Genomic DNA, 24,527 nt, shown 5'->3' with positions numbered 1-24,527 from the left:
AACATGGTCAAAATTATGGTAGTGGATGACGATGAAGCGATCCGAGAGCTAATTCGTGTCTATTTGGTTAGAGAGGGTCTTGAGGTTCTTCAGGCCAGCAATGGGCAAGAAGCGCTCAAGCTGCTGGAAACGACATCAGCTGATCTCGTCGTCCTGGATATCATGATGCCGCTCATGGACGGGTGGGATTTGTGCCGCGAATTAAGAGCGAATTACAATGATATTCCCCTTCTCATGGTGACCGCCAAGAGTGAATCGGCTCATAAGGTGAGAGGGTTTCAGCTGGGTACTGACGATTATGTCGTCAAGCCGTTCGATCCCGTCGAGTTAGTGATGCGCGTAAAAGCGCTGCTTAAACGTTATCGTATCGCGTCCTCCCAGACGATCCACATTGGGGATGTAGTCATCGATCGGACGACTTTAGAGGTGCGTATGAAGGGGCAACGTTACGATTTGCCGCTCAAGGAATTCGAATTGCTGTACAAGCTTGCGAGCTATCCAGCGCAAATCTTTACCCGGGCTCAGCTTATTGAGCAAATATGGGGGATTGATTATGAGGGGGATGAGCGCACTGTAGACGTACATATCAAACGCTTGCGGGAGCGTTTCGATTCCGTAACCAACCAGTTTCACATTGCAACCATCCGCGGCCTTGGCTATCGACTTGAGGTAAAGCATGATTAAAACCCTTTATCTGCGAGTTGTGCTAACGTTTTCCGCGGTTGTAGTCATTAGCATTTTACTTTCCTTTTTAATTGCTATGCTGCTTTATACGAATCGTATCTCAACAGAAGTTCTTGATAATTTACTCAAAGTCGGGAAGCAGCTTGTTACGATGAGTAACGACTATCAGCCCTTAGAAATCAAGTCTTTTCTAGAAGCAAGCACGAAGTTGAACGATGGTTATTCTTTAATTCTTTTTGATAGCAGCGGGGATAATGTCGCGTTTAGCATACAAAGTAAGAATGAATCTTTGAATATTAAAGCTGAAGAGGTTGAGCAGGTTCTTCAGGGCCAAATTTATAAGAGCATGTATTTAAATTACGGATATTTCGGTGAGCCTACCCGTTTAGTTGTCGGTGTGCCACTCAGCGTTAAAGACAAGCAATACGCTTTGTTTGTTATGCCCAAATTCACAGAAGAGTCTAGGAAACAATCTCGAACACTCATTATAACGGTGCTCTTGATTGTTCTTATTATTGGGAGTGTTCTCATTTTAATTGCTTCCCGATATATCGTGAGTCCAATCAAAAAGCTAACCTTGGCGACAAATCGGTTGGCGAGAGGTAATTTCAATGTGAAAGTAACGGTGAAAAGGAAGGACGAGATTGGTCTTTTGGCAGAGGGCTTCAATCATATGGCTGGCGAACTCAAGCAGCTTGAGCAGATGAGACAGGATTTTGTTTCAAATGTTTCACATGAGATTCAATCGCCTTTAACTTCCATTCGCGGCTTCTCCAAGGCATTGAAACAGCCGGATTTGAAGGATGAAGACCGTCTTCGTTACTTGGAAATTATCGAGCGCGAAAGCGAACGGTTGTCTCGTTTAAGCGAGAATTTACTGAAATTAGCTTCCCTTGAATCGGAGCATCATCCCTTTAAGCCAACAACCTTTGATTTGGACGAGCAGCTTCGTCGCGTTGCCGTCTCTTATGAGCCTCAATGGTCTGCCAAGCAATTGGATATGGATATGGATTTGCCAAGAGTGAAAATCACTGCGGATGCCGATCAATTAAGCCAGGTATGGATGAATTTGCTCGGCAACGCGATCAAATTTACACCTGCGGAGGGAAACATTCGAATTCAGATTATTCCGCTAACGGATCGTGTTCGCGTGCGCATTCAAGATAGCGGCATAGGGATATTACCGGAAGATCAAGAACGGATTTACGAGCGATTCTATAAAGCGGATGCTTCGCGACATCGTGAAAGCAGCGGCAGTGGTTTAGGGCTGGCCATCGTAAGGAAAATTATAGAACTGCATCAAGGAACCATGGATGTACAAAGTGAGATTGATCGCGGAACGACGTTTACGATCACGCTTCCCATTCTCATCCACCCAACTAAAAAGCATTGACTGAAAAAATCTTGGCGGAGAATGCCAAGGTTTTTTTGTTTGTTCATATTGGGTTCATATTTGACATGTATCTTTAGCGTACAAACATTTGATGAAAATGTGAAATGCGAATGTCATGAGGGGAGTGCAGGAATGAATCGATTAACCCATTTTTCCATGAAGAACATCTCTGCGTTGTTTATTATTATCCTCATCTTGTTCGGAAGCGGTATGTACGCAGCCAACAAGTTGAAGGTTGAAAACATGCCGAACGTTTCGTTTCCGGTCGTGGTTGTTTCGACGACTTATACGGGAGCACCCAAAGATGTCATGGATGAAATTACGGATCCAATTGAGCAGAAGCTGGCCAATTTGTCTGATCTAGAGAATATGAGCTCAACTTCGAGCGATAACTTCTCAATGATTATCCTACAATTCAAACAAGGTGTAGACACGGATAAAAAGAAGCAGGATGTCATGGGCTTGCTTCAGGAAGTGAAGCTTCCAGCAGGATCCAGTGCACCGAAAGCTTCAACCTTTGGCGCAGCCTCCTTTGCTTCTAACTATCTAGTCGCTTATGCGAATAACGGTATGAGCCAAACCGAGCTGGATAAATTGTATAAAGATACGATTAAACCTAACTTAGAAGGCATAGCTGGCATCGACCATATGGATGTTATTGGTGCTCGTGATACGACACTGGATATTGAGCTGGATGCGGATGCGTTAGCGTTGTACGGTCTCTCGCCTTCTCAAGTAAGCAGTATGATTAACGCCGCTGTGACGAAAAGTCCAATTGGAAGCGTCGAATTGAGCGGAAATAACAAGATGGCCCGGGTAACCGGCGACCTAAAAAGCCTCACAGATCTAGAGCAAGTAGAGATCACAACAGCCAAGGGAGATATTGTTACCCTTTCTCAAGTGGCTAAAGTCAAAGCGATCACGGAGTCTGATTTTAATGGTCGCTTGGATGGTAAACCAGCAATCGGGATGATCCTGTATAAGAGCAGCGACGCGAATGCAGTTGAATTCTCCGGATCCTTGGAGAAGCTTATTGCAGGCTGGAAGACAACCATGCCGAACGTAACCTTCATGAACACTTACGATAGTGCGACGAGTATTAAAGAATCCATTAGCGGTTTGTTACGCGAAGGGGTTGTAGGCGCTATTCTGGCCTCGCTAATGATTCTTGTCTTTTTGCGTAATGTTAGAATGACATTGATTGTTTTAGTATCGATTCCCTTATCGATTCTCATTACACTACTGTTAATGTGGCAGCTTGGTCTTACGCTCAACACGATGACGCTAGGAGGCATGTTTATCGCCATTGGGCGTGTCGTGGATGACTCGATTGTGGTTATTGAAAATATTTATACGTCATTGGAAAAGGCGCAGCAACGAAATGAATCGGTCATCAAGCTTGCGACGAAACAAGTTTCAATGGCGATTACCTCTTCAACATTGGCGACAGTTGGGGTCTTTGCGCCTATCGGTATGGTCAGTGGTGTTGTTGGGGGCTTTTTCAAACCTTTTGCTATCACGTTAGCGTGTGCACTTTTAGCTTCCTTATTAGTCGCATTAACGGTTATTCCGATGTTAGCTAAATTATTAGTACTGCGAAGCAAAATCAAAGTTCACGATGAGACGAAGCCATCACGCTTAACTTCTTTTTATGAGTCCGTTTTGCAGTGGTGCTTGAAACATAGAATCAAGTCTCTTCTGATTTCAGGTTTATTGTTTGTTGTTACGTTGGTCACGACGATTCCTAATCTTTCGGTGGCCTTCGTGCCTAACGGTAAACCTTCGAAAACGATGTATTTCCAGTTGAAAATGCCTTATGAAACCTCGTTCGCAGCAACAGATTCGAAGACGAAAGAAATCGAAAAAGTGTTGTTAGACACGAAAGATAGCAATGGCAAGCCCGTATTCAATTTCGTCGAAGCGTTAGTTGGTTTTGCTGGCGATGATGATGAACGTACGCCTTATGCTTCCCAAATTTACGTGGAAGTCAATAATCAAGTTGATCCTGCAAAAGTGAAGGAACAAATGAAGGATTTCATCGTTTCTGAATTACCGCAGGGCTCTACCGTTGAGCCCAGAGAGCTTGGCGGAGACGGAGGCTTCTCCAGTACAGACTTCTCTTACTCGCTGAAGGGCGATGATCAGGATCAGCTGATCAAAGCAGCTGCGCTGGTTAAAGAGAAACTTAAGTCGTTTCCCGAGCTTAGCGAAGTTGAGGATAATTTGAGCGATGCGAAAACAGAGGTCGAGATTGCCGTTGATCAGAAGAAAGCTAGAGCTTATGGACTGAACACCTCTACGGTGAGAGACACAGCTCACGCTTGGATTCAAAAGCAAAGCCTCGGTGATATGAAATTTGATAATGTGACGTATACAACAACCGTCTCATTGGATAAATCAGATAAAAACACGCTTGAAAAGCTAGGCAATATTCCTTTTACTGCGACGAACGGCTCGACTGTTTATTTGAAAGAGATCGCTAAAATCAGTGAAATTCAATCAGCGAACTCTTTGGCTAGAGAATCGCAAAAGCAGTTAGTGAAAGTAACGGCGAAAATTAATGACGAGAATAAAAGCGGCGTTAGCATGAAAGTATCGATGGCACTGAAACAAATTGAATTGCCAGATGGCGTATCACCTGAGGTTAAAGGGGTATCGGCAGATATCAATGAAAGCTTCTCGCAATTATTCCTAGCCATGGCAGTCGCCGTAGCGATGGTCTACTTAATTATGGTGCTTGCCTTCGGTAACGCCGGGGCGCCATTCGCGATTCTTTTCTCCTTGCCTCTGGCCGCAATCGGTGGTCTCCTAGGACTTATTCTGACAAGAGAATCACTCAATATTACATCGATGATTGGGTTTATGATGCTAATCGGTATCGTAGTAACGAATGCGATTGTATTAATCGACCGCGCACAACAGCTCCGCGAAGAAGGGTATGCGGTTAGGCATGCGTTGATTGAAGCGGGCAAAGTACGTTTGCGTCCAATCATCATGACGGCTGGAGCAACGATTATGGCATTAATGCCGCTTGCTTTGGGCTTATCTGGAGAAGGCGGATTAATTGGGAAAGGGCTCGGGATCGTTGTTATCGGTGGCCTGATTACTTCAACCATATTGACGCTAGTCGTCGTTCCAATCGTATATGAAATGATTGAAGGCTTCAAAGGGCGTGTATCACGGATGTTTCACAAGGACAAAAAGAAAGTAGAAACGAAGCCAGCAAGCATAGACGTATAGGTGGGTTCAAGCAAAACTCAGGTAATTTTAGGAGGCACAGAGATGAAAAAGGTTAGTACGGGTAGTCTTTTATTCAAGAATCGCACGCTTCGCATGCTGGCTGTTTGGACAGTGGCCGCCGTGATGGCGGTCGGCTGCTCGGCTCCCGGCGGAGCTGGGCCGGCTACGGCGCAGCTGCAGCCAAGACCAGTTAAAACGGAAGCCATTGTGAAACACAAAATTAGCAGTCCGATCGAGCAAGTGGCCGATGTGGCCGCGGGGACTGCACTTGACGTGATTCCCAAAGCAAACGGAGAAGTTATTGAGGTGCTTAAGAAGCGCGGCGACTACGTGGAGAAGGGCGATGTATTGTTCGTCCTCGACAGCAAAGATGCCGAATCTGCCAAACGAAAAAGTGAATTGTCGCTCAAAAGCTCACAAGAATCTTTACAAAAAGCTCAAGATGATAAAGTGAACAATCGTAAGGATTTGGCTGATGCGGTAACCCGCTCAGAAACAGCTTACAAAAATGCTCAACAGGATTACAACAAAATAAGAAATGATTACGACGCGGGTCTTGTCACGCAGCATCAAGTCGACCAATCCAAACAAGCTGTTGACAATGCTCAGATGAGTCTTGAATCTGCACAGAACAAGCTGACGGCTAACGATAGCTCGAACACCATCGCTTCGATTGAAACGCAAGCGGAATCAGCTCGTCTATCGTTGGACGATGCGACGCGTTCGCTTGAAAATTACAGTGTGAAAGCACCAAGTAGCGGAATTTTAACTGATTTTAACCTTGTGGCTGGTCAAGCGGTGTCTGCCGCTATGGGGAAAGTCGGGCAAGTACAGCAAATTGATCCGATCAAAATTAAAACGGAGCTATCCGAATCTAATAATCTGTTGGTCAAAGGCAAGCAAGAGCTGGTGTATTACAATCCAGACGAGCCGACAAAAAAAGGTACAGCCAAAATCAGCTATCTTGCGCCCATCATGAGTGCTACAAGTAAGACATTTACACTGGAAATGGAAGTTCCGAATGCGGATCACCAGCTTCAGCCCGGTAAAAGATTCATGGTGCAGCTGACGACAGAAACGGAAGAACAAGTTGTTGCGGTTCCCACACTCAGTATTATTCGGGAAGAGTCCGATACCTTTGTATTTGTTAAACAAGGTGATCAGTATATGAAACGCAAAGTAAAATTAGGACGCATCAATGGTGAATATCAAGAGGTGCTTGAAGGCGTCAAAGATGGTGAGCAATTGGTTGTCACTGGACAAAACAACTTGAAAGACGGACAAAAAGTAGAGAACTCGCAAGCGACTCCGACACCAGCAGCTAAGTAGAACATCTATGTGAAATCGTACAATAAGGAGAGTACTCTCATGAAAAATAAACCTTGGAAAACAGGCTTAACGGCAATCGTGCTAGGTACAATGATTCTGCAAGGGGGAATACCCGCTCTTGCAGCGGATTCAGCAGCGTCTGTCGTAAAGGCTCCTTCTGTAAATTATGGACTAACAAGTGATATTCGGGCAGCGATAAAAAATGTTGCTGTGACTCCGACTGCATTGGGCTCACAAATTTCTGCAACAATTCGTCTCTATAACGGAGGGGATGTGCAAAATCGTGTTCCTGAGCATGAGCTGCGTGTTCGCACCTTAAGCGGTGTAGTCTACACATTGAAACCAAGCGCCAGCAATAAAGATGCTTTGCTGCCGAAGGAAATTACCGAACTCGTGTATATGACTTCCGTGGATAGTAAGGAAATTACCCAGATCGATCAAATTTCCTTTGTTAACGTAGACATCTACGCATATCCAAAAATAGAAACAACGCTGCTAGCGATGCCAACTGGAAACGTTTGGTACGGTACAGGTAATTCAGCACCGCAGAAGCTTGATGCGTTACAATGGGGGCAGCCGTTTACGCTACCTGGCGTGAATTCAGGGCTTGTTTATTCGCCTTTAGAGGTTTCTATGCAAAATACAAGCACAGGTCGTGCAGCCGTTGTGACCGTACTTGCTGAGAATCCAGGTGCTGGGCGCGAGACGGTTCCTGCGTTCCGAATAGATGCCCAATCCGAACAAAAAACCTATGAAGGCAAACGCTCGGAGGCAGATCCGATCGCTTTAGAAGCTGGCGAGAAAAAATATATCCATTTTACGGTTCCAATCGAAAATGGCGTTACGCTTTCTAATCTCCTTATTGTCTCTACAGACACATTTGCACCCAAAGGAGGGAGTCAAGTAATAACGTTAGCTACTGGGAAAGTCGCAATTGCATGGCCTAAAGGCGAACAATCGAATACAGGAGCTCCGGTGTATACAATTGGAACTCCAATTGCTTTCGATGCTTTGACTACGGTTGTTGATAAGAAGACGCAAGTATCGTTGATGGAATTGCATATGCATGAAAATCCGGGTGAAGGCTATCAAACCGCAGTGGCTAAGTTCAAATTAACGAATACAAGCGATGTGCCAACAACTGCACCTGCGTTCCTATCGGAATTGACGAACGCGCAAGGCGTTACGTATCAAGGCGCTCGTCAAACGAATGTGACAGCGATGATGAATCCAGGCCTTAGCTACGTGGTTAGCTATTCATATATCGTGCCCCAATCCGAGACAAATACTGGTTTCACAATGAAGTTGCTCGATGCGCAAGCGGCTGCGCCTTACATGACGACTATCGCCTCCTTGCAAACCAAGGTACAGGAAGAAACGACGGACGGCATGATTTCAATGTATCCGTTCGATCTGAAATTTAATGATGTAACCGTCAATACCCAAACAACGGCAGCTTTGACCTATACGTATAAATTCCGTCTTGATCTTGATATTACTCAAAAAGAAAATGTTGTCGTTGACAATAACTTCTCCAAAATCAAATTCGAAATTGTGGACAGCGTTGGACGGGTAGTCGGTTCGAAGGACGCTGTCTTAACGGGTACGAACAAGCTGATAAGCGGCAAGCAAACCCTGGATGCAAGCAACATTGCAACGGACCAATTCAGTTATCCCTTCACAGTGAATGTGTATGAGGTCATCGATACACAAAGCGGTACAGCTAAACGTTTATTAAAAACAGTAAAATAACAGTTTGTAGGCAGACAGAGGATTAATCCCCTTGAGTTTCGGGGATCGATCCTCTTTCTTTATTTGAGTTCTGCGGCGCGATAAACCTTCGCATACCCTGTTTTAGATCTTTGAAGCAGCGTTTCCAAGGATTCTCTAGGTGGCTGGGCAGTGAGTATTTCTTGGGAAATAATTCCCTCATACCCGATCTTGTGGAGTGCTCGGAGGAACCCTTCTAAATCAATTACGCCTTCGCCTGGATACAGCCTTTCATTGTCTAATACCTCAGAAATGGGGACATGGGGTGCGTCATTGATGTGGACATGTACGATTTGTTCACGCTTCAATCGTAAAATATCCGCAATGGTATGTTCATTGGTATGCCAATGATAAGCGTCGAACAGCAGTCCCACATTGCTTTCTCCAATTGTCTCGATCCAATCGAGTGTGCTGTGCAGATCCCAAATAAATGGATGTTTCCAGCGCGTACGCAAATGGTGGGGGCCGACAAACTCAAGCCCGAGCTTAATGCCAAAGGCGCCGAGCACTTGAGCGCACGTTCGAAGTCGGCGTGTCGCCAACGCCATGAAATGTGCAGCAGGATAATCGGTGGAGGGAAGCACGTACGTGCAGCATGCCGTACAACCGAGCGATGCAGCTGCCTCTGCATCACGTACCAAATGGGTCAAGCCGTTGCGAAATTCAGCTTCATCGGTGCGCCACTGAGGTGAAAGGCTTATAGCACCTATTTGCACGCCGTGTTCTTGCAAATAGGTGTTAGCGCCCTTCAAACCGTAAGCTTCAATGAAGGTTTCTAAATCTGCTCCGGTTGTGTCAACAGCTTCAAATCCATATTGTGAAGCCTTTTGAATAAAAGTGGCTAGATTACCGATGTCTGATCCAAGCCCCGCACTCGTTAATCCTTTAATCATACAATCACTCCTAATAAAGTGTTTAGTTTCACTTTTTCGCAGAATTACTAGTTCTCCTAGCTTATTCCTATGGTAGAATATAAGAGTCAAGTATGCATACTAAATCTTCCTGATCTATCTCATATTTTCGTAAAGGGTTGAATCGATGACGCTTTATCCTGCTTATCTTACGGATTATCCCAATATGAACAGCGATTTTCCTTTTCATCTTGCCATTCACACATTGCCTCATGGTTTTCCAACGCATCGTCATGATTTCATGGAGTTTTCATTTGTTTTGGAAGGCGAGGGCACGGAGATCATAAATGGTGTGTCTCATCCGATGAAACCTGGGACTTTTACCTGCGTACTTCCTTATGAAGTGCATGAAATTCATACACGTCCGGGGAGTACGCTTCGTTTATACAATTGTATCTTTGGTCTGAATATAGGGCTTGGCGCTTTCTCTGGTCTTGGAGTCGTCGAACGATTCCTAGATCCAATGGATGGAACCACGCCGTTTACGCAATTTCAAGAACACGACAGAATTTACATGAAAGCGCTCTTAGATCGCCTTTTTGAAGAATATAAGGGTAAGGATAGTTGGCGAACAGCTCTTTTAGGTGCAGGTTTGATTGAAGCGCTCGCACGTTTTGATCGACATCGGAGAACCATTGAAACGGCCGTTGAAAAACCTCCGCAGAGTGTGAGAGCGAGGCAAGTATGGCAAGTTATTTATTATGTACATAAGCATTATGCGGATGATTTGAAACTGGGTGAATTAGCGGAAAAATTTCATTTCAGCGCCTCCCATTTGAGTGAATTATTTACGAGGTATGTCGGTCATAGTTTTGTTCATGTCCTGCATGAAATTAGAATTCGGCATGCGGTTGGATTGCTGCGGTCTACGCAAATGAGCATAGCAGATGTTGCTTTCGAGGTAGGCTATGGCTCCTATCAAACGTTCTCTCGCGTATTCAAAGCCTATAAAAAAGTGACGCCTGCAGCATACCGGAATCGTAAAGAACAGTCGGATGTCGAGCTTAACAGGTGACGAAGGGAGGGGGGGATTGAATCGGAAGTTTTATGTGCGCGAAGCCGTAGGCTTGCTTTTGGGTGTAATTTTCCTCACCAGCTATTTGGGGGTTTACCAGAATAATCCTATAATTTATGAAAAAAAGGGATACCGTCTATAGAGATGGTATCCCTTTGTATTTAGTTTGCTGCATCTTCTTCGGGCTTCTGCTGCTGGCGATCCTTCCAGAACAACACAGTGAGCATGCGCTCAATCCATTCTTTATCTTCTTGTGTTAGTACAAAGCCATCAAACATCAAGTCATTTTCACGGAGAAATCGCCGCAGATTGACGGGATTGCTTTGAAAGGGTTGATCGGTTGGACTCGCTTGTGAAGACTCCAAATATCCCGCGATTTCCATCAGCTCAGAATAAGATGTATTCAATCCTTCAGACAATTTCATCAATACGTCGGGGGAAGGAACGCCTCGGTTTCCATTTTCTAACTGCGAAATATAGGCTGCAGACACGCCGGAGCGATCCGCTAACTCACGGATCGTGAAGCCTTTCAACTTACGCATATCTTTTAATTTATCGTAAAAATACATGCTTTCTCACCCTCACGTACGAAAGTAAACATTAGTTAACAATTTGATAGTAACAGTTTACTATAGTAATTACAATCGTGTGAGGGTATTAGGGGACGCTTATTCGTATTTTTTGAAAATAAGCACAGCGTTATGTCCGCCAAAGCCAAAAGAATTTGATAAACCGATACGCGGTGCCTCGTGCCTTGCGACAAGCGGTACATAATCGAGATCGCATTGCGGGTCTGGATGCTCCAGATTAATTGTTGGCGGGATGATGCCTGTCTGCAAGGTTTTAATTAACGCGACGGCTTCAACCCCTCCGGCTGCGCCAAGCATGTGGCCGATCATCGACTTATTCGCGCTGATAGGTACGTCATACGCTCGGCTGCCAAGCAATCGCTTGATGGCTAGCGTTTCGGACAAATCCCCGTCGATGGTGCTAGTCGCATGGGCGTTGATCGTGTCGATCTCCTCGGCCTTGAGATCGGCGTCTGCCAGCGCTTCGCGCATGGCTCGGTATGCCCCTAAGCCTTCAGGATCGGTCGCTACAATATGGTAGGCGTCCGAACTAGATCCATAGCCGACAATTTCGGCATGGATGCGGGCGCCGCGCCGCTGGGCATGCTCGAGCGACTCAAGCACCAGCACCCCAGCGCCTTCGGCGGCAACGAAGCCGTCCCGCTGCGCGTCGAATGGGCGGCTTGCCTGCTCTGGCGCGTCACAGCGCGTCGACAGCGCCGTCGCATTGCCGAAGCCCGCCAGCGCGAGGTCCGTGACCGTCGCTTCTGCGCCTCCAGCTATGACGGCGTCTGCGCCTGAGCGCTGGATCAGCTTGAACGCCTCGCCTATGGCGTTATTGCCCGTTGCGCAAGCGGTAACCGGTGCGAGGACGGGCCCTTTGGCGCCGAACAGGATACTGACCTGCGCTGCCGCCATATTGGCGATCATCATGGGCACAACGGTCGGACTTACCCGGCTTGGCCCGCGCGTCAGGAGGGTACGGTAGTTTTCTAATATCGTTTGGATGCCTCCGATACCAGATCCGATATAAACGCCAACGCGTTCAGCGTTACTTTCATCCAAATGAAGCTGAGCATCTTCAAGCGCTTGCTTAGCCGCAACAACAGCGAACTGACAATAGCGATCCATACGACGAACATTTCGACGGTCAATGAGGGGTTCTGGGTTGAAGTCACGAACGATACCTGCGAAGTCCGTTTTGTAAGCCGACACATCCATCGAATCAATCTTTGATATTCCCGACTTTCCTTCAATTAAATGGCCCCAAAACGTGTCCACATCGTTCCCGATCGGGGAGACGACACCCATTCCTGTAATGACTACGCGCTTCATAATAAAAACCTCCTTAAATTTTTGAGTTCGATCTACAAGCTTCATGAAGAATAATTTGTGAGTTGAATGTTAAAGCAGTGAGAGTAGGCATGCGGATACTCGTAAAGGTTTGCCATAGTAAAACGAGGCTGGCAGGATCCGCTAAGATTGTTTTTCTTAGATTGTCACACTTTTTATCCTATTACAAGTAAGTGTTTATACTGGTATAATAACTGCTAGGTTGAGAACACGAGGAGGAATAGGGATGAATACAACAGAGAGATTACAAGCTCTGTCCGAGTTTTTAACTGCGCACCGAGCCAAAATTCAACCCAGCGAAGCCGGGCTGCTGACGGGAGGCAGAAGAAGGACGCCGGGACTGCGTAGAGAAGAAGTCGCGGCGATGGCTGGTGTCAGTACCACTTGGTATACCTGGTTGGAACAGGGGCGCGACATCAAGATGTCCGCTCAAGTGCTGGATCGCATTGCTTTGGCTTTGCAGCTTAATGAAGATGAACGTCAATATTTATTTATGCTGGCGTTAGAGCAGCCTGCTTCGACGGTCGTACTGGAGAGCGCACCAACGATTACCCCAGCGCTTAGTCGAATATTACTTGAGCTGCACGATTGTCCAGCGATTATTTCAGATCGCAGATGTAACATTGTCGGCTGGAATCAAGCGGCGGCAGGCGTTTTTCTTGATTTTGAGCTAATCCCGTTAGAAGAACGGAATATGATTTGGTTGTTATTTACACGTAAAGAATTGAAAACACTGGCAGTCAATTGGAGCGATTTTGTAAGAGGCTTTCTGGCGATGTTTCGTTCCTATTATGGTCAATACCTTGGGGATAATTGGTATAGCGAGTTTATCCAGCAACTTAGCGAACGCAACCCGGATTTTCGCAATTTTTGGCATCAAGGAGATGTCAGCTCTGCGCCAGATGTGTTTATTGAATTTCGCCATGCGAAAGTGGGTAAAATGCTGTTTGATTTAACGACCTTACAGGTTCAGGGGAGGACTGACCTCAGGTGCAGCGTGTATACACCATCGGTTGGTTCCGATACGGATATTAAGATTAGACAATTGATGAGCAAACTGGGTGATCGGGATCAGAGCGTAGTGAGATGAACTTGTATGAAATCGGTGCCGTTCCCACAATCAGAAGGGAGTTCTATTATTGCGTTATGACATTGAAGTGGCTTGCACATCGTATTTAACACTTCACGAACAAAAGCTACGGATCAAATCGTTTTTGATCGATTATTTTGGTATAGCTAACTTCTTTCTTGTTGAAACGGGCTTTTCTATAACAGCAGTACAAGAGGAAACAGCTTTTTTTGAGTGGATAAATTCAGGTAGACCGGATCGAACAACCCAAGAATTGTTTCTTTTTGAATGGGTGGAGCAAGAGAGATGGAGCGGGCATTTCCTATTGAAATGCAGCTTTTTTAATCGTTTGGAAGATAACAGCAGGCGGAAGCAATTCGAGAAAATCGTCTTGCAAATGAAAGCATATATGGCGCATCCCACCTTAACGCTTCATATCGATGAAAGAGGGAAAGTCATCGATGTACGGCAATTTCATCATCGTACAGATGGGAAAATTGGCTATGCTTTGCTGCCTTATGCAGAAGATGAGCAGGGACGTTGGCGTGAAAATCTGGGTGCTAGCTTATGGATATATCGTGAGGATTTTCATGTTTTATATGAGGGAATCAAGGCGGTATATCCGCGTAAGGTTACAGGCTTTGAGGATTTTGACCACACGGGCATGAATTTTGTTAGTAAGCCGGAATGGAAAATCATCCTGAAGCATTGGACGCAACTTGCAATCAATAACCCATCTAGCGCCGAATTTATAGATTATGTAAGTCGGTGGGTGATAACAACGCTAGAACATGTGGATGAAATTGCAATTGAAGGGAATATGTAATTTGCCGATCAAGTTTATGAAATCTATAGGTGTTTAGAGGTACGTATAGCGGTTCATTGTGCTTGGACTAATGAATTATGGCATTTTTTGTTGCTTTTAAAATGTTATAAAGTCGGTTGGAATTAGGGGTATGGCTTAAACATCTTTATTTTAGATCTAGAATCAGTGCTAGGTAATTATTTTGTATACTAACGTAAACATATTTGGTTGCAAAAGTAAAAAATAATGGTATAATGGTTATTAGGGGAACAAAACGAGAACGGGGGCAGACGGCGGATATGATGAAGATTGTGGCAAATACCGAAGCATTCATTAAAGCGCGAATTCTTAAAGGGTACTCTCAAAGAGAGTTAGCGAAGCATTCGGGTTTAAGCCATGCGTATATCAGCTTACTGGAACGCTCTGTCAAATCTGTAGGTCCTGCGACGGCCAAGAAGCTAAGTGACTTGTTGGATAAAGATTTGGAAGATTTATTTCGCATTGAGATGATGTGAATAGTTTATCCTTTTACCCTAAATAAAGCCAGCTAGCTCACTATGAAGCAAGCTGGCTTTATTTAGATATAGCATCTCATAGACCTCCAAGTTATTAGAATTTATGAAGCTAGGAAGTAATAAAGAATAGAATAGACTAAAACCCAATTAACCTATATATATCTATGATAAACGAATGAATTTTGAATGGATTGAATAAGAGGTCATTTAAATGGACTGTGGGCGAAGCTCAACCGAAGGGGCGAGAGGATAAGCTTTTAATGTTTGCACTGAAAGAGGTACATCGGCTTGACAATGAACGTGCTAAGCTCCGGGAGAGAACAGAACAAGTTGCGCCCGGAAAATCTGTGGTAACCTGTGACTAAACCAAATCAGGAGTGCTTTGACGTACTTGAACGCGGCATACAGCGCGTCGAGCAATGGATACACGTCGAACATCGAGGTGCACCTCCAGCCAGTGAAGTACCTAAGATCGGAAAAGAAATATTCTGGCTGCAAGGCGCATAGTAGGCGATTGATCGGCTTTCAACGGGATTGATCAAGAACGTGAAGCAACATGACCATGATATCAAACAAGAAGGGTGTTTTTCTGTCAAGAGCCAAGAGTGGAAATTTTTCTTCTGTACTCTTGCAGTTACAAGCGGTTAGACTGCTTTAACATTTGAGAAAGTTCAGTTACTAAGAAGTATGGCTCTACTAATCGAAGAAGATCATTGTTTGTCTGAGGTATCTTTCCATCCATCATAATAATTAGATCCACACTTATCTCAATATCCACTTACTCTTCTCTTTCCAGCAAGCGCAATGCGTCGATTCGTTCAGCTCCCAAGACAATCTTGGCCAATTATATAATATGCACTAACCTAATGTACTGTTCGATGATCCAAGTAGATATTTTACTGATTTAACCCGCGCAGAAGTGTGAATTGTATTTAATACCACGTGTTCACTATTCGCTTTACTTAGTTGACCCAATGTATACAGTCTTATCACTCAGAAAGCTGGAGGCTCCAAACCACTTCTTCTGGCTGAGGTGGACTGCTCTCGTTGGCCAGCAGTTCTGGCTTTTTACTTCTCCAGTTGCTCTTATGAACCATTTAAATGGCGTTTTTGGTGTCTTAATTATAAAATTTCATTCAACAATAACAAGAGGAGACCAATTTTTGAATGAACACCAAGTTTGTTGTAAACATTGGATATATGCTTACGAACAGTCGACTCAGAAATTCCAATATTTGAAGCAATTTCTTTATAATTACAATCTTTGATCCAAAAAACTGTAATTTCTCGTTCACGTGTTGTAAGGTTCAGTTTAATCAAATAACTTTGGATTTTATTGAGTGTACAATCAGATATATAAGTCATCCCAGATCCTCTCCACAAATAAAGTGTGTCATTAAAATTAACAGACAATACCAAAATTGTAATTTAAATATTACGATAAATGTTTTAAGAGGCAGATAAAATTACATAAATCATAATATCACAAATAAAAGGATATAAAATACTACAAATGAATTATTTACCATGAAGAATAAACCTGAGATAATTTAATTATAAATTGTGAAGCGCAGGATTGATCCTAAATATGGTATATCTGAAATCCTTTCCTTGATTTAAACAGGACAACCCTATTTAAATAAATCTTTTGAATCTAAGGAGGAAAAGGTTATGGCTAATTTTGATCTTGATTTGCAAGTTGAAGAAATCTCCCAAAAAATTATTGAGAGAGTGGAAACAGAAAGAGGTTATTGTTCTAACACTGTGACTTGCAATGCATCCTGCGTACCTACTTGCTATTCTTCCTGTTGCTGCTAAAGATTGTTATGCCATGGTGCCCTGACAAATCCGTCAGGGTCATTGGCGTTTTCATAAACATGAGTCAAGGAATAATAGGGAAATGGGAGGATGTATAGTGAGAAAACTAGACGATAAGCTGTATAAGTCATTAGATATTTTTATGCTTAGGGCTCCTATCTTGTCTATACAAGAGTATTTAAGATCTTTATCTTTATTAGAATCCCCTGAGATTCAGAGTTATATCAATTTAACTAGCGTAACCGAAAATCCTATTGTTAGAGAGGCAATTGCTGTTGCAAGCCCATCTTTACTAGGATCTTTGGACAAACTCAATACAATGACAGATTTTAAGAAAAAGAGGCAAACATTTAGAAGTATATTAAGATATTTCATAAGAATGACAAGTAGACCTACACCATACGGGCTCTTTTCAGGTGTAACGTTAGGGCGATTTGCAGATGAAACAAAAATTTCGTTTGATTCTGTCCAGTCCTATAAAAAGAGAACAAGGCCAGATATGGAATGGATTTTTGCTATTATTAATGACTTAGAGAAAAAAGAAGAAGTGTTCAAACAGTTAAAATTTGTAAATAATTCCCTCGCCTATCATATAGGTTCTAGATTAAAACTACCATATCAAAATTTTCGTGATGAATCTGCAATGAGAACAGGAGCAACATCTTCTGCCACAATAAAAAGAACTGCTGTTGTTGATTTTGTAATGAATATTACCACTGCTCCAATTCATTTTGATGATTTGTTTCATGAAGTTAACAAAGAATTTCCTAATACAGAAGAGAGAATTATCATAGGATTTATCAAACAACTGATGAATCAGGAATTTTTAATAAGTAATTTACGCCCACCATTAACAGATGAATCACCTTTTAAGCATTTAGTTGAGACAATTTTTCCTCTGAAATATGTTGATGAGATTAAGGATGCTATAAACTGCATCGTGAAAAGTATAAATGATTATGATCAAACTCATGTAGGTGAGGGTGAGAAAGAATATATTGAAATCGTAAGGAAAATGAACGAGTTATATCCCGTAACTAACCTTCTCCAAGTAGATTTAGCTTTGGGAAAAATAGACGTTAAGATTAATAAGAAAATAAAGTCGGAAATAGAAAACGCTGCAGACGTACTTTGGAGGTTATCGCCAGATGTTATAAATCCGCACTTACATAAATACAAATTGGAGTTTGTTGAGAAATATGGCGTTTATCGTGAAGTTAGTCTGATGGAATTGTTAGATGAAGGTTTAGGTTTAGGTGCGCCACCTACTTATACACTCCCAGAAGGATTCTATGTACCCGAAAACCCACCTAAACTTTCTGACGAAGGACGAGAGAAATTCCTTAAAGTCTGGCTTGCAGAAGCAATAAGTGAAGGGAACTTAGAACTTCATTTAACCGAAGAAATGATTAAAAAAATTGAGTTTCCCGAAAAAGGACTTACACCCCCACTATCACTAGAAATATATGCAACAATTGCAGCGAAATCTGCAAGTGCTCTTGATAAAGATGAGTATAAAGTCATTCTTAACCCCAATAGTGGAAATCCTGGGGCTGGTAAGTCATTTGGACGGTTTCTAGATATGCTTGATAGCTCCGCTGAGGAACAGGTTAAGAACATCTATGCTCAAGAAGAAGAACTTAAACCGGATGCTATTTTTGCAGAACTTATTTATTTACCAGTACATACAAGAGATACGAACATTACTATAACAAAAAATCTCAGAAAATATCACATAATAATGGGTGTAAGTCCTTCTTCGAATCAAGATTCCAAATCTATTTCTCTCTCAGATCTTGTCGTTGGGCTACGTAATAACAGATTTTATTTAAAATCAAAAAAACTCAATAAAGAGGTTATTATAACGACCGGACATATGTTTAATGCGCGAAGGGGAGCAAATGTGTACCGATTTTTGAGAGAAATTTCTGCTGAGAGGCACCGTAACTGTTCGCTGTTTCAATGGGGCTCCCTGAGTAACTTTCCTATATTACCAAGATTAGTATATCGGCAGTCGATAATTTCTCTTGCCCAGTGGTCATTACACTCCCTACCAGATTCTTGTTATGGGCAAGTTGATGATCAAAAATGGTTTGCGGAATTTCAACAGTGGAGACAAAAATGGAAAGTTCCTCGTTATGTGTTTCAAACAGTATCCGATAATAGAATTTTATTGGACCTCGAGAACTATTTACATGTAAATGGTTTAAAAAAAGATTGGACGCAGACTACCAAAAGTGAGCATATAATCTTAACAGAAACGGGTATGGATTTTGATGAATACTTTGCAAATGGTGAAGGCGGTAGCTATAGCATTGAATGTGTAGTTCCATTAATAAGAACTTTTGGAGAACCAAATAATAATGAAGAGTTTCTCATTCAGAGTGGCAGCTCCCAACATGTTCCGGCTTATTTTCCAGGCAGCGAATGGTTATATTTGAAACTCTACGGTTTAGCGGGCCGTGAAGAAGAATTTATCAGTTCTCGGTTAGTTGAATTTTTCCGAAATTTTGATGGCCTGTCTCTACAATACTTCTTTATACGTTACGTAGACCCTGAACCCCATATTCGGTTAAGAATTAAATCAGATCCCTCATTTATCGTAAACAAGGTGTTGCCTCAAATTAGATTATGGACTTCAGAACTGCAAAGTGAAGGTTTACTAAAACGCATGATTATTGATACTTATGAACCTGAAACTGAAAGATATGGAGGACCGTTATTAATTGGGTTAGCAGAGGAATATTTTGCAATTGATAGTGAGATAGTTTGTGAGTGGTTACTGCTCAAGAGATCAGGTCAACTAATAATTGACAAGACAACACTCGCCATAGTAAGTATTTTGGACATCATTGAAAATTCCCCACTTTCGTTAGAGGGAAAAATAGAATGGTTACGTAAAAAAAGTATCTCAAAGAGATATCTTAAAGAGTTTCGACAAAATAAAGATTTATATTTATCTCTTACACATTACAAAAACCAATGGGAAACGGTCCAAAAGTATAAAATGAATTCGGTAATATCTTCGTTTAGTCGCAGGTTACCTGTGTTAAAGAAATACATGAATGCGATTAAAGAAATAGAAAAAACACAACATTTGCAAAATGATATCTACAGTATATTGGACAGCATCATGCATATGCACATTAATAGATTATTGGGAGTAGATAGGGAACAAGAAATCAAAGTGTTAGAGCTTGTTAGTCACACTTTTTATAGTGCTCACCAAATAGATACTCATAAGTTAACTCTTGTTTAAAAGGAGACTTTTATGAAACTAACCGAACAATCATTGGAGTTTGTTGAGATTCATGAATTTAGGCCCCAGATTGAGAAGATACTACAGGAATTAGGTTCCAGACTTAAAGACGCAGAGAAGGTTGAAAGAATAGCAACTTCCGAAGGAAATCACATACTCGCAAATAATGGGAAATATTATCCGTGGCAAGCAGCTAGTTTATCAAGCGGGTACCCTGGAATTTGCGTTTATTATTCGCTAATGGATCATTATTTTCCGGATGAAGATTGGGCCTCAGTTGGACATGATTTTCTTAGTAGATCTATTAACGTTATTAAATCAAACGGTGATTTGAACATATCCCTTTGGTCTGGTTTAGCTGGAATAGGATTTGCAGCTTATTCACTATCAAAGAATGGAACATGCTATCAAGGTCTATTAAAACAAATTAATGATTTGATTCTAAATAAAGCTGAAAAACTGCTTGATGTTACTTTGAATAATGTGCAAAACGGCTCTGTATATGTACACGATTACGATGTTATTTCAGGTTGGGCAGGTATAGGGAGATATTTATTGCTCTTTAAGGATATACCTAAAGTAAAGGAAACCCTACTATACATCATAGATTACTTCATTAGTCTTAGTCAGCATAGAATTTCAGGAGAGAATAAGGTACCTAACTGGTATGTGCCTTCTCAAAACCTATCACTAGACGAAAAACTGAGGTTTAAGGACGGTTACTTTAACCTAGGGCTGGCGCATGGTATTCCTGGACCTCTTGCATTTCTTAGTCAAGCTTGCATTGATGGCTTTGAAGTAAAAGGCCTTAAAGAAGCCATTCAACACTTTGCGGAGTGGATTTTAGAATGGGAATTAAAAGATGAATCCGGTGGAATATATTTACCGTTAATATTGGAGTTGGGAGAAGTAGTTTCACAAAAGGTAGAAAATAAAGCGCATAAAGAAGCATGGTGTTACGGAACACCGGGTTTAATGAGGGCAATATGGTTAGCAGGTAAAGCTTTAAAAAATGAGGAATGGAAGGCTAAAGCCATTGAATCTTATAAATCCACACTACTCAGACCGCAAGAAAGATGGGATATATATTCACCTACATTTTGCCATGGTTATGCCGGATTATTGCATCTTACTAGTTCAATATATCAGGATAGCAATGATGATTTTTTTAAAAAACCGATTCTTAATTTAACAAGAGACATTGTCAAAATGTATGATGAAAATAGTCCTTTTTTATTCCATGACATACATAAAAACTCTAAAGGGAATGACATATTGAACATGCCAGGGTTACTTGACGGATCTGTAGGAATAGGCTTAGTACTTGCTACTTTAATAAAGCCTAATTTGATTCCTTGGGACATCTGTTTGTTAACAAATTAAACTGAAATGGAAGGAGTATAATGCCGTGCTGTTCCCACTAATTCAAGCACTGTATATTACTGTGTTTGTATTTTCAGGTATCACAAAGTTACTTTCCTATCAATCTTTTAGGAAAACATTTCTTGATTTAGGTTTTTCATCTCTTTTAACAAGGATTGGAACCATTCTTATTCCAGTTGTCGAATTATGTTTCGGCTTTATGATACTAAATGATAAGGTTCGGATTATTAGTGAAGTTGGTTTGCTATTTTTACTACTAATATTTACATGGGTGACGCATAAAGCATTGAATATTAAAAAAGATATATATTGCAATTGTTTTGGCGGTACGCTTCCGGACAAATTCGGATTAAATACATATTTAAAAATTTTTATCTTGTTCCTTATGGATTTATATCTTATTTTTGGGCAACATTCACTTGACTTATCAAACGTTCCATTTCCAACTAAATGTGAAATTATTTTAACATCTATAGGTATATTATTAATCTATTTGTTAGTTATTTCATTAATGAATTTTAAAAAAAATTTATTATATCATGAGAAAAGGGGGAAATCATGATTACCATTTCCTTCCTTTCATATCTCATCTTGTGGATGATAATAATTATAATTACATGCGCTATCATATATTTGATTCAAAATATGACTAAGCAGCTTAGTTTTATAAAGGAAACCTATTCAATTAAAGAGGAAATTGGTCTTCCTATTGGTTCTGAACTTCCAGTCCTCTCAGTTAACACAATAACCAATACAACTTATGAGCTTAGCTTCAATGTAAAAACTTTGTTATTATTCGCGTCTACCAATTGCCATGTCTGTTTTGAATTTTATCCGCATCTAACGACCTTTCATAAGAAAAATCCATTATTAAATATCGAACTTTTAATGTTGGGTGATATAGAAGAAGTAAACAATATTATTAAGAAATATGAACTAGGAATGCCTGTATATCAAATATCACACATTATTTTAGAACAAAATTCTATAAACAAGCTGCCTTTCGGCCAAATTATCTCAGAAAAAGGGATCATTTTAAGAAAACAACTGGTAAGAACTGAAGAGGAACTGATGAATCTTGTTTCTTGATTATTAGGAATATGTCAATTCACTTTCTACGAAAAGATAAACTACTAACCATCCAGTTAAGTGACTATATCTGTGGGTAGCTGTAACTCTAACGACTAAGAATTTCAAATTTTGACTAGAAAACCTGGTGAATAAGGAGGCTAAGTGCTACATAGCTCCTGCTTCCTTATGCAACTGGGTTTGCTGTTTTCGTTAACAGCTTTCAATCCCCGGCTAACTACTAGATTAAACGACTTTATTAACCTCGCCAGTAGGCCCACATAAGCATTAACGTGTCCATCGGTCAGCTCCTTTGGCAACCATCAAGGGATGCTAAACAACCTATATGCTCTTCATAAATAGAAACAACTTGAATTATTTACTCAATAAAAGTCATTTATACTAATAGTTTCAGGATCTGCATCATTAAGTCCAGAAAATTAAGGATTTTTTCGAGAATCAAAGGAGCAGCCGTTCCTATTGGATCTGTGGGAAGTTATTACCTCAGATGAGCAATAACAGGGGCGTTCATTAAGCTTCATTGACAGTCGTCTAAGAGCAAAAGTCTGCTCCATATGAGGAGCAGACCTTCGTTTTGATTACTTGTTAGCTAGAACATCAAGAAGAGATTGATACGCTTTTTTCGGTTTGAACTTGGTGTCATAAATCAAGCCATCTGCGTATTTAAAGTATTCCCAAGGCGACAAGGAGGAATACCTGTCAGTGAAACCCCACACGGAAAACGTGGTGAATGTTGGATTATCAGCGGCTACCTGCAGCATAGAAGCATAATAGTTAGCCTGTTGGGTAGATAGAGCATTGGTCACTTTATCTTGAATATTGACATCCATTTCGGAGATGCGAACTTCCAAGCCAAGATCTGTGAAGCGTTTCAGATTCGATTTGAATACTGCGTCCGTAACTGGCGTGTAGCCCTTGCCAATATCTTCATGCAGCTGGAAGCCAATTCCATGCAGAGGGACGCCTTTGGCAAGCAGCCCCTTTGCCAGTTTATAAAGGGCATCCGACTTTGAATTTTTTTCTTCAACGCCATATTCATTAATATACAAACGAGCATTCGGATCGGCCGCATGAGCTGTTTGTAGCGATAATTCAATGTAGTCGGTACCTAATGCTTTGTACCAGGGGGACGTCGTGCGAAAACTGCCGGAGGAGTCATTGAACGGTTCATTGATAACATCCCAATCTTTAATCTTACCTTTGTAATGTCCAACAACCGTGTTGATATGATCGATGAGAATGTCTTTGATTTGCGCTGAGGTGTACTTGGTCTCCGTAAGCCAACGAGGAAGTGCTTCATTCCAAGCTAGTTCATGACCATGAACAGCCATATTATTTTTTTGAGCAAATTCAACAAGCGCATCGGCCTCAGCAAACGCATATTGGTTAGGCTGCGGATGGATGAACTGGAATTTCATATCATTCTCAGGTGTAACCGTATTAAATTCACGGCCAAGAATTTGTGTGTACGAGGGATCTGTCAATAACGGGATTGACGCTACAGCAGTTCCAATGCGAAGGTGGTTCACATGTTTCTCTGCAAGCGAGCGGAGCGAATGATTGGTTTGAGGGATAGCTAGAATTTGATTATCTACGGCGTTCACGGAAGCGCTTGCGCTTTCAGCTTGTGCGGACAGGGAGTTAATCGTATAGCTTCCGCCTACAGAGGCATCTGCCCCGAAAAATACATGCCCATCGATGAAGACTCCAGGATTACTCAACTCGCCAATTTTGTTACCGTTTGCATAGAAAGTGAATTTGTTATTAGCACTCACGGTTTTGAGGGTTACAAGCCGAGAAAGATTGGACCCAAAGGTTCCTTTAGTAGGTTTATTGGAATTGCCGTCCAAGACTTCAACATACAGTTTTCCTTTATTAATCGTCAACGTTAAGGTTTTACCTTCTTGCCGCCATTCATCTTGAATCAAGGGCAATGTTCCGTACATCATGAAGGAGGCGCTTGTATTGGCTGCAACTTGAATAGCCGTTGTAACCGAAAAGTCACCAGACACCTTTAAATAAGTGCCTCTGAGATTGATCGGTGGGTTCTTGATCGTTGTTTGATCATCGTTATCGGATTCAGGAACAATGGCGCGGCCTATCCCTTGAATGACAACCGTATTGCCTGAAACTGTTGCACCAGAGAAATGACTCCAATCGTGTCCTTGGATAAGATCGATGGGAGCAGATGCTGCATAAGCGACTTGCGTTGAAAATTGTAATGGAATGATAGCGGTGAATGAGAGGAGGCTTAATCCAATTGCACCCGTAACTAACGTCTTTTTCATTTTGTGTACACTCCTTTTTCCAATGACAAATAAAGAA

General features: G+C 41.8%; 19 protein-coding genes. 14 read left to right on the top strand and 5 right to left on the bottom strand.

What is annotated here, in order from left to right; genetic code table 11:
• Positions 1-3 precede the first annotated feature (3 nt).
• From GK047_RS22050 to GK047_RS22030, 5 genes are all read left to right on the top strand, one after another.
• Complete coding sequence (locus GK047_RS22050; protein WP_163951782.1) at positions 4-684, top strand: response regulator transcription factor; 681 nt, start codon at positions 4-6, stop codon at positions 682-684.
• Positions 677-2,077, top strand: a complete 1,401-nt coding sequence (locus tag GK047_RS22045) for a sensor histidine kinase (protein WP_163951779.1) — start codon at positions 677-679, stop codon at positions 2,075-2,077. The genes GK047_RS22050 and GK047_RS22045 overlap by 8 nt, the downstream gene beginning before the upstream one ends.
• A gap of 132 nt (positions 2,078-2,209) precedes the next feature.
• Positions 2,210-5,317 (top strand): efflux RND transporter permease subunit, encoded by a 3,108-nt coding sequence (locus GK047_RS22040; protein ID WP_163951777.1) that lies wholly within the window; start codon positions 2,210-2,212, stop codon positions 5,315-5,317.
• A 42-nt stretch (positions 5,318-5,359) separates the two neighbouring features.
• The gene (locus GK047_RS22035; protein ID WP_163951775.1) at positions 5,360-6,646 is read left to right on the top strand and encodes an efflux RND transporter periplasmic adaptor subunit; all 1,287 of its coding nucleotides are present in this window, start codon (positions 5,360-5,362) and stop codon (positions 6,644-6,646) included.
• A gap of 39 nt (positions 6,647-6,685) precedes the next feature.
• Positions 6,686-8,398, top strand: coding sequence for a hypothetical protein (locus GK047_RS22030; protein ID WP_163951773.1), 1,713 nt, complete (start codon positions 6,686-6,688; stop codon positions 8,396-8,398).
• A gap of 59 nt (positions 8,399-8,457) precedes the next feature.
• On the opposite strand, the gene GK047_RS22025 is transcribed toward GK047_RS22030, so the two are convergent.
• A complete protein-coding gene (locus GK047_RS22025) occupies positions 8,458-9,309 on the bottom strand; it encodes a sugar phosphate isomerase/epimerase family protein (RefSeq protein ID WP_163951771.1) in 852 nt (283 codons plus the stop codon).
• Positions 9,310-9,454: 145 nt separating this feature from the next.
• Here GK047_RS22025 and GK047_RS22020 point away from each other — a divergent pair, with 145 nt between their 5' ends.
• Complete coding sequence (locus GK047_RS22020; protein WP_163951769.1) at positions 9,455-10,342, top strand: AraC family transcriptional regulator; 888 nt, start codon at positions 9,455-9,457, stop codon at positions 10,340-10,342.
• 161 nt (positions 10,343-10,503) lie between these two features.
• On the opposite strand, the gene GK047_RS22015 is transcribed toward GK047_RS22020, so the two are convergent.
• A complete protein-coding gene (locus tag GK047_RS22015) occupies positions 10,504-10,884 on the bottom strand; it encodes a helix-turn-helix domain-containing protein (RefSeq protein ID WP_240344094.1) in 381 nt (126 codons plus the stop codon).
• Between the two features lie 126 nt (positions 10,885-11,010).
• Positions 11,011-12,246, bottom strand: coding sequence for a beta-ketoacyl-ACP synthase II (fabF, locus tag GK047_RS22010; RefSeq protein ID WP_163951765.1), 1,236 nt, complete (start codon positions 12,244-12,246; stop codon positions 11,011-11,013).
• A gap of 244 nt (positions 12,247-12,490) precedes the next feature.
• Between fabF and GK047_RS22005 the strand changes: the two genes are divergently transcribed.
• From GK047_RS22005 to GK047_RS21990, 4 genes are all read left to right on the top strand, one after another.
• Positions 12,491-13,354, top strand: a complete 864-nt coding sequence (locus GK047_RS22005; protein WP_163951763.1) for a helix-turn-helix transcriptional regulator — start codon at positions 12,491-12,493, stop codon at positions 13,352-13,354.
• A 49-nt stretch (positions 13,355-13,403) separates the two neighbouring features.
• Positions 13,404-14,159, top strand: a complete 756-nt coding sequence (locus tag GK047_RS22000) for a hypothetical protein (RefSeq protein WP_163951761.1) — start codon at positions 13,404-13,406, stop codon at positions 14,157-14,159.
• Between the two features lie 278 nt (positions 14,160-14,437).
• Positions 14,438-14,653: a helix-turn-helix domain-containing protein gene (locus tag GK047_RS21995; protein ID WP_240344093.1), complete on the top strand. Its 216-nt coding sequence runs from the start codon at positions 14,438-14,440 to the stop codon at positions 14,651-14,653.
• Between the two features lie 357 nt (positions 14,654-15,010).
• Entirely contained in the window at positions 15,011-15,160 is a 150-nt protein-coding gene (locus tag GK047_RS21990; RefSeq protein WP_163951759.1) for a hypothetical protein, read from the top strand.
• Positions 15,161-15,775: 615 nt separating this feature from the next.
• Here GK047_RS21990 and GK047_RS21985 read toward each other — a convergent pair.
• Positions 15,776-16,018 carry a LuxR C-terminal-related transcriptional regulator gene (locus GK047_RS21985; RefSeq protein ID WP_163951757.1) on the bottom strand — a complete coding sequence of 81 codons (243 nt, stop codon included), beginning with the start codon at positions 16,016-16,018 and terminating at the stop codon, positions 15,776-15,778.
• Positions 16,019-16,568: 550 nt separating this feature from the next.
• Between GK047_RS21985 and GK047_RS21980 the strand changes: the two genes are divergently transcribed.
• The 4 genes from GK047_RS21980 to GK047_RS21965 all read left to right on the top strand — a co-directional run bounded on the left by GK047_RS21980 (position 16,569) and on the right by GK047_RS21965 (position 22,202).
• Positions 16,569-19,730, top strand: a complete 3,162-nt coding sequence (locus GK047_RS21980; protein WP_163951755.1) for a thiopeptide-type bacteriocin biosynthesis protein — start codon at positions 16,569-16,571, stop codon at positions 19,728-19,730.
• A gap of 12 nt (positions 19,731-19,742) precedes the next feature.
• Positions 19,743-21,113, top strand: a complete 1,371-nt coding sequence (locus GK047_RS21975; RefSeq protein WP_163951753.1) for a lanthionine synthetase C family protein — start codon at positions 19,743-19,745, stop codon at positions 21,111-21,113.
• A 25-nt stretch (positions 21,114-21,138) separates the two neighbouring features.
• Positions 21,139-21,675, top strand: coding sequence for a MauE/DoxX family redox-associated membrane protein (locus GK047_RS21970; protein ID WP_163951751.1), 537 nt, complete (start codon positions 21,139-21,141; stop codon positions 21,673-21,675).
• An 83-nt stretch (positions 21,676-21,758) separates the two neighbouring features.
• A complete protein-coding gene (locus GK047_RS21965) occupies positions 21,759-22,202 on the top strand; it encodes a thioredoxin domain-containing protein (RefSeq protein ID WP_163951749.1) in 444 nt (147 codons plus the stop codon).
• Positions 22,203-22,780: 578 nt separating this feature from the next.
• Here GK047_RS21965 and GK047_RS21960 read toward each other — a convergent pair.
• On the bottom strand, positions 22,781-24,490 hold the full coding sequence (locus tag GK047_RS21960; protein ID WP_163951747.1) for an endo-1,4-beta-xylanase: 1,710 nt from the start codon (positions 24,488-24,490) through the stop codon (positions 22,781-22,783).
• Positions 24,491-24,527 lie beyond the last annotated feature (37 nt).

The organism is Paenibacillus sp. SYP-B3998 (assembly GCF_010820665.1).
GTDB lineage: Bacteria > Bacillota > Bacilli > Paenibacillales > NBRC-103111 > Paenibacillus_E.
This window is presented reverse-complemented; position numbering and strand designations above follow the sequence as displayed.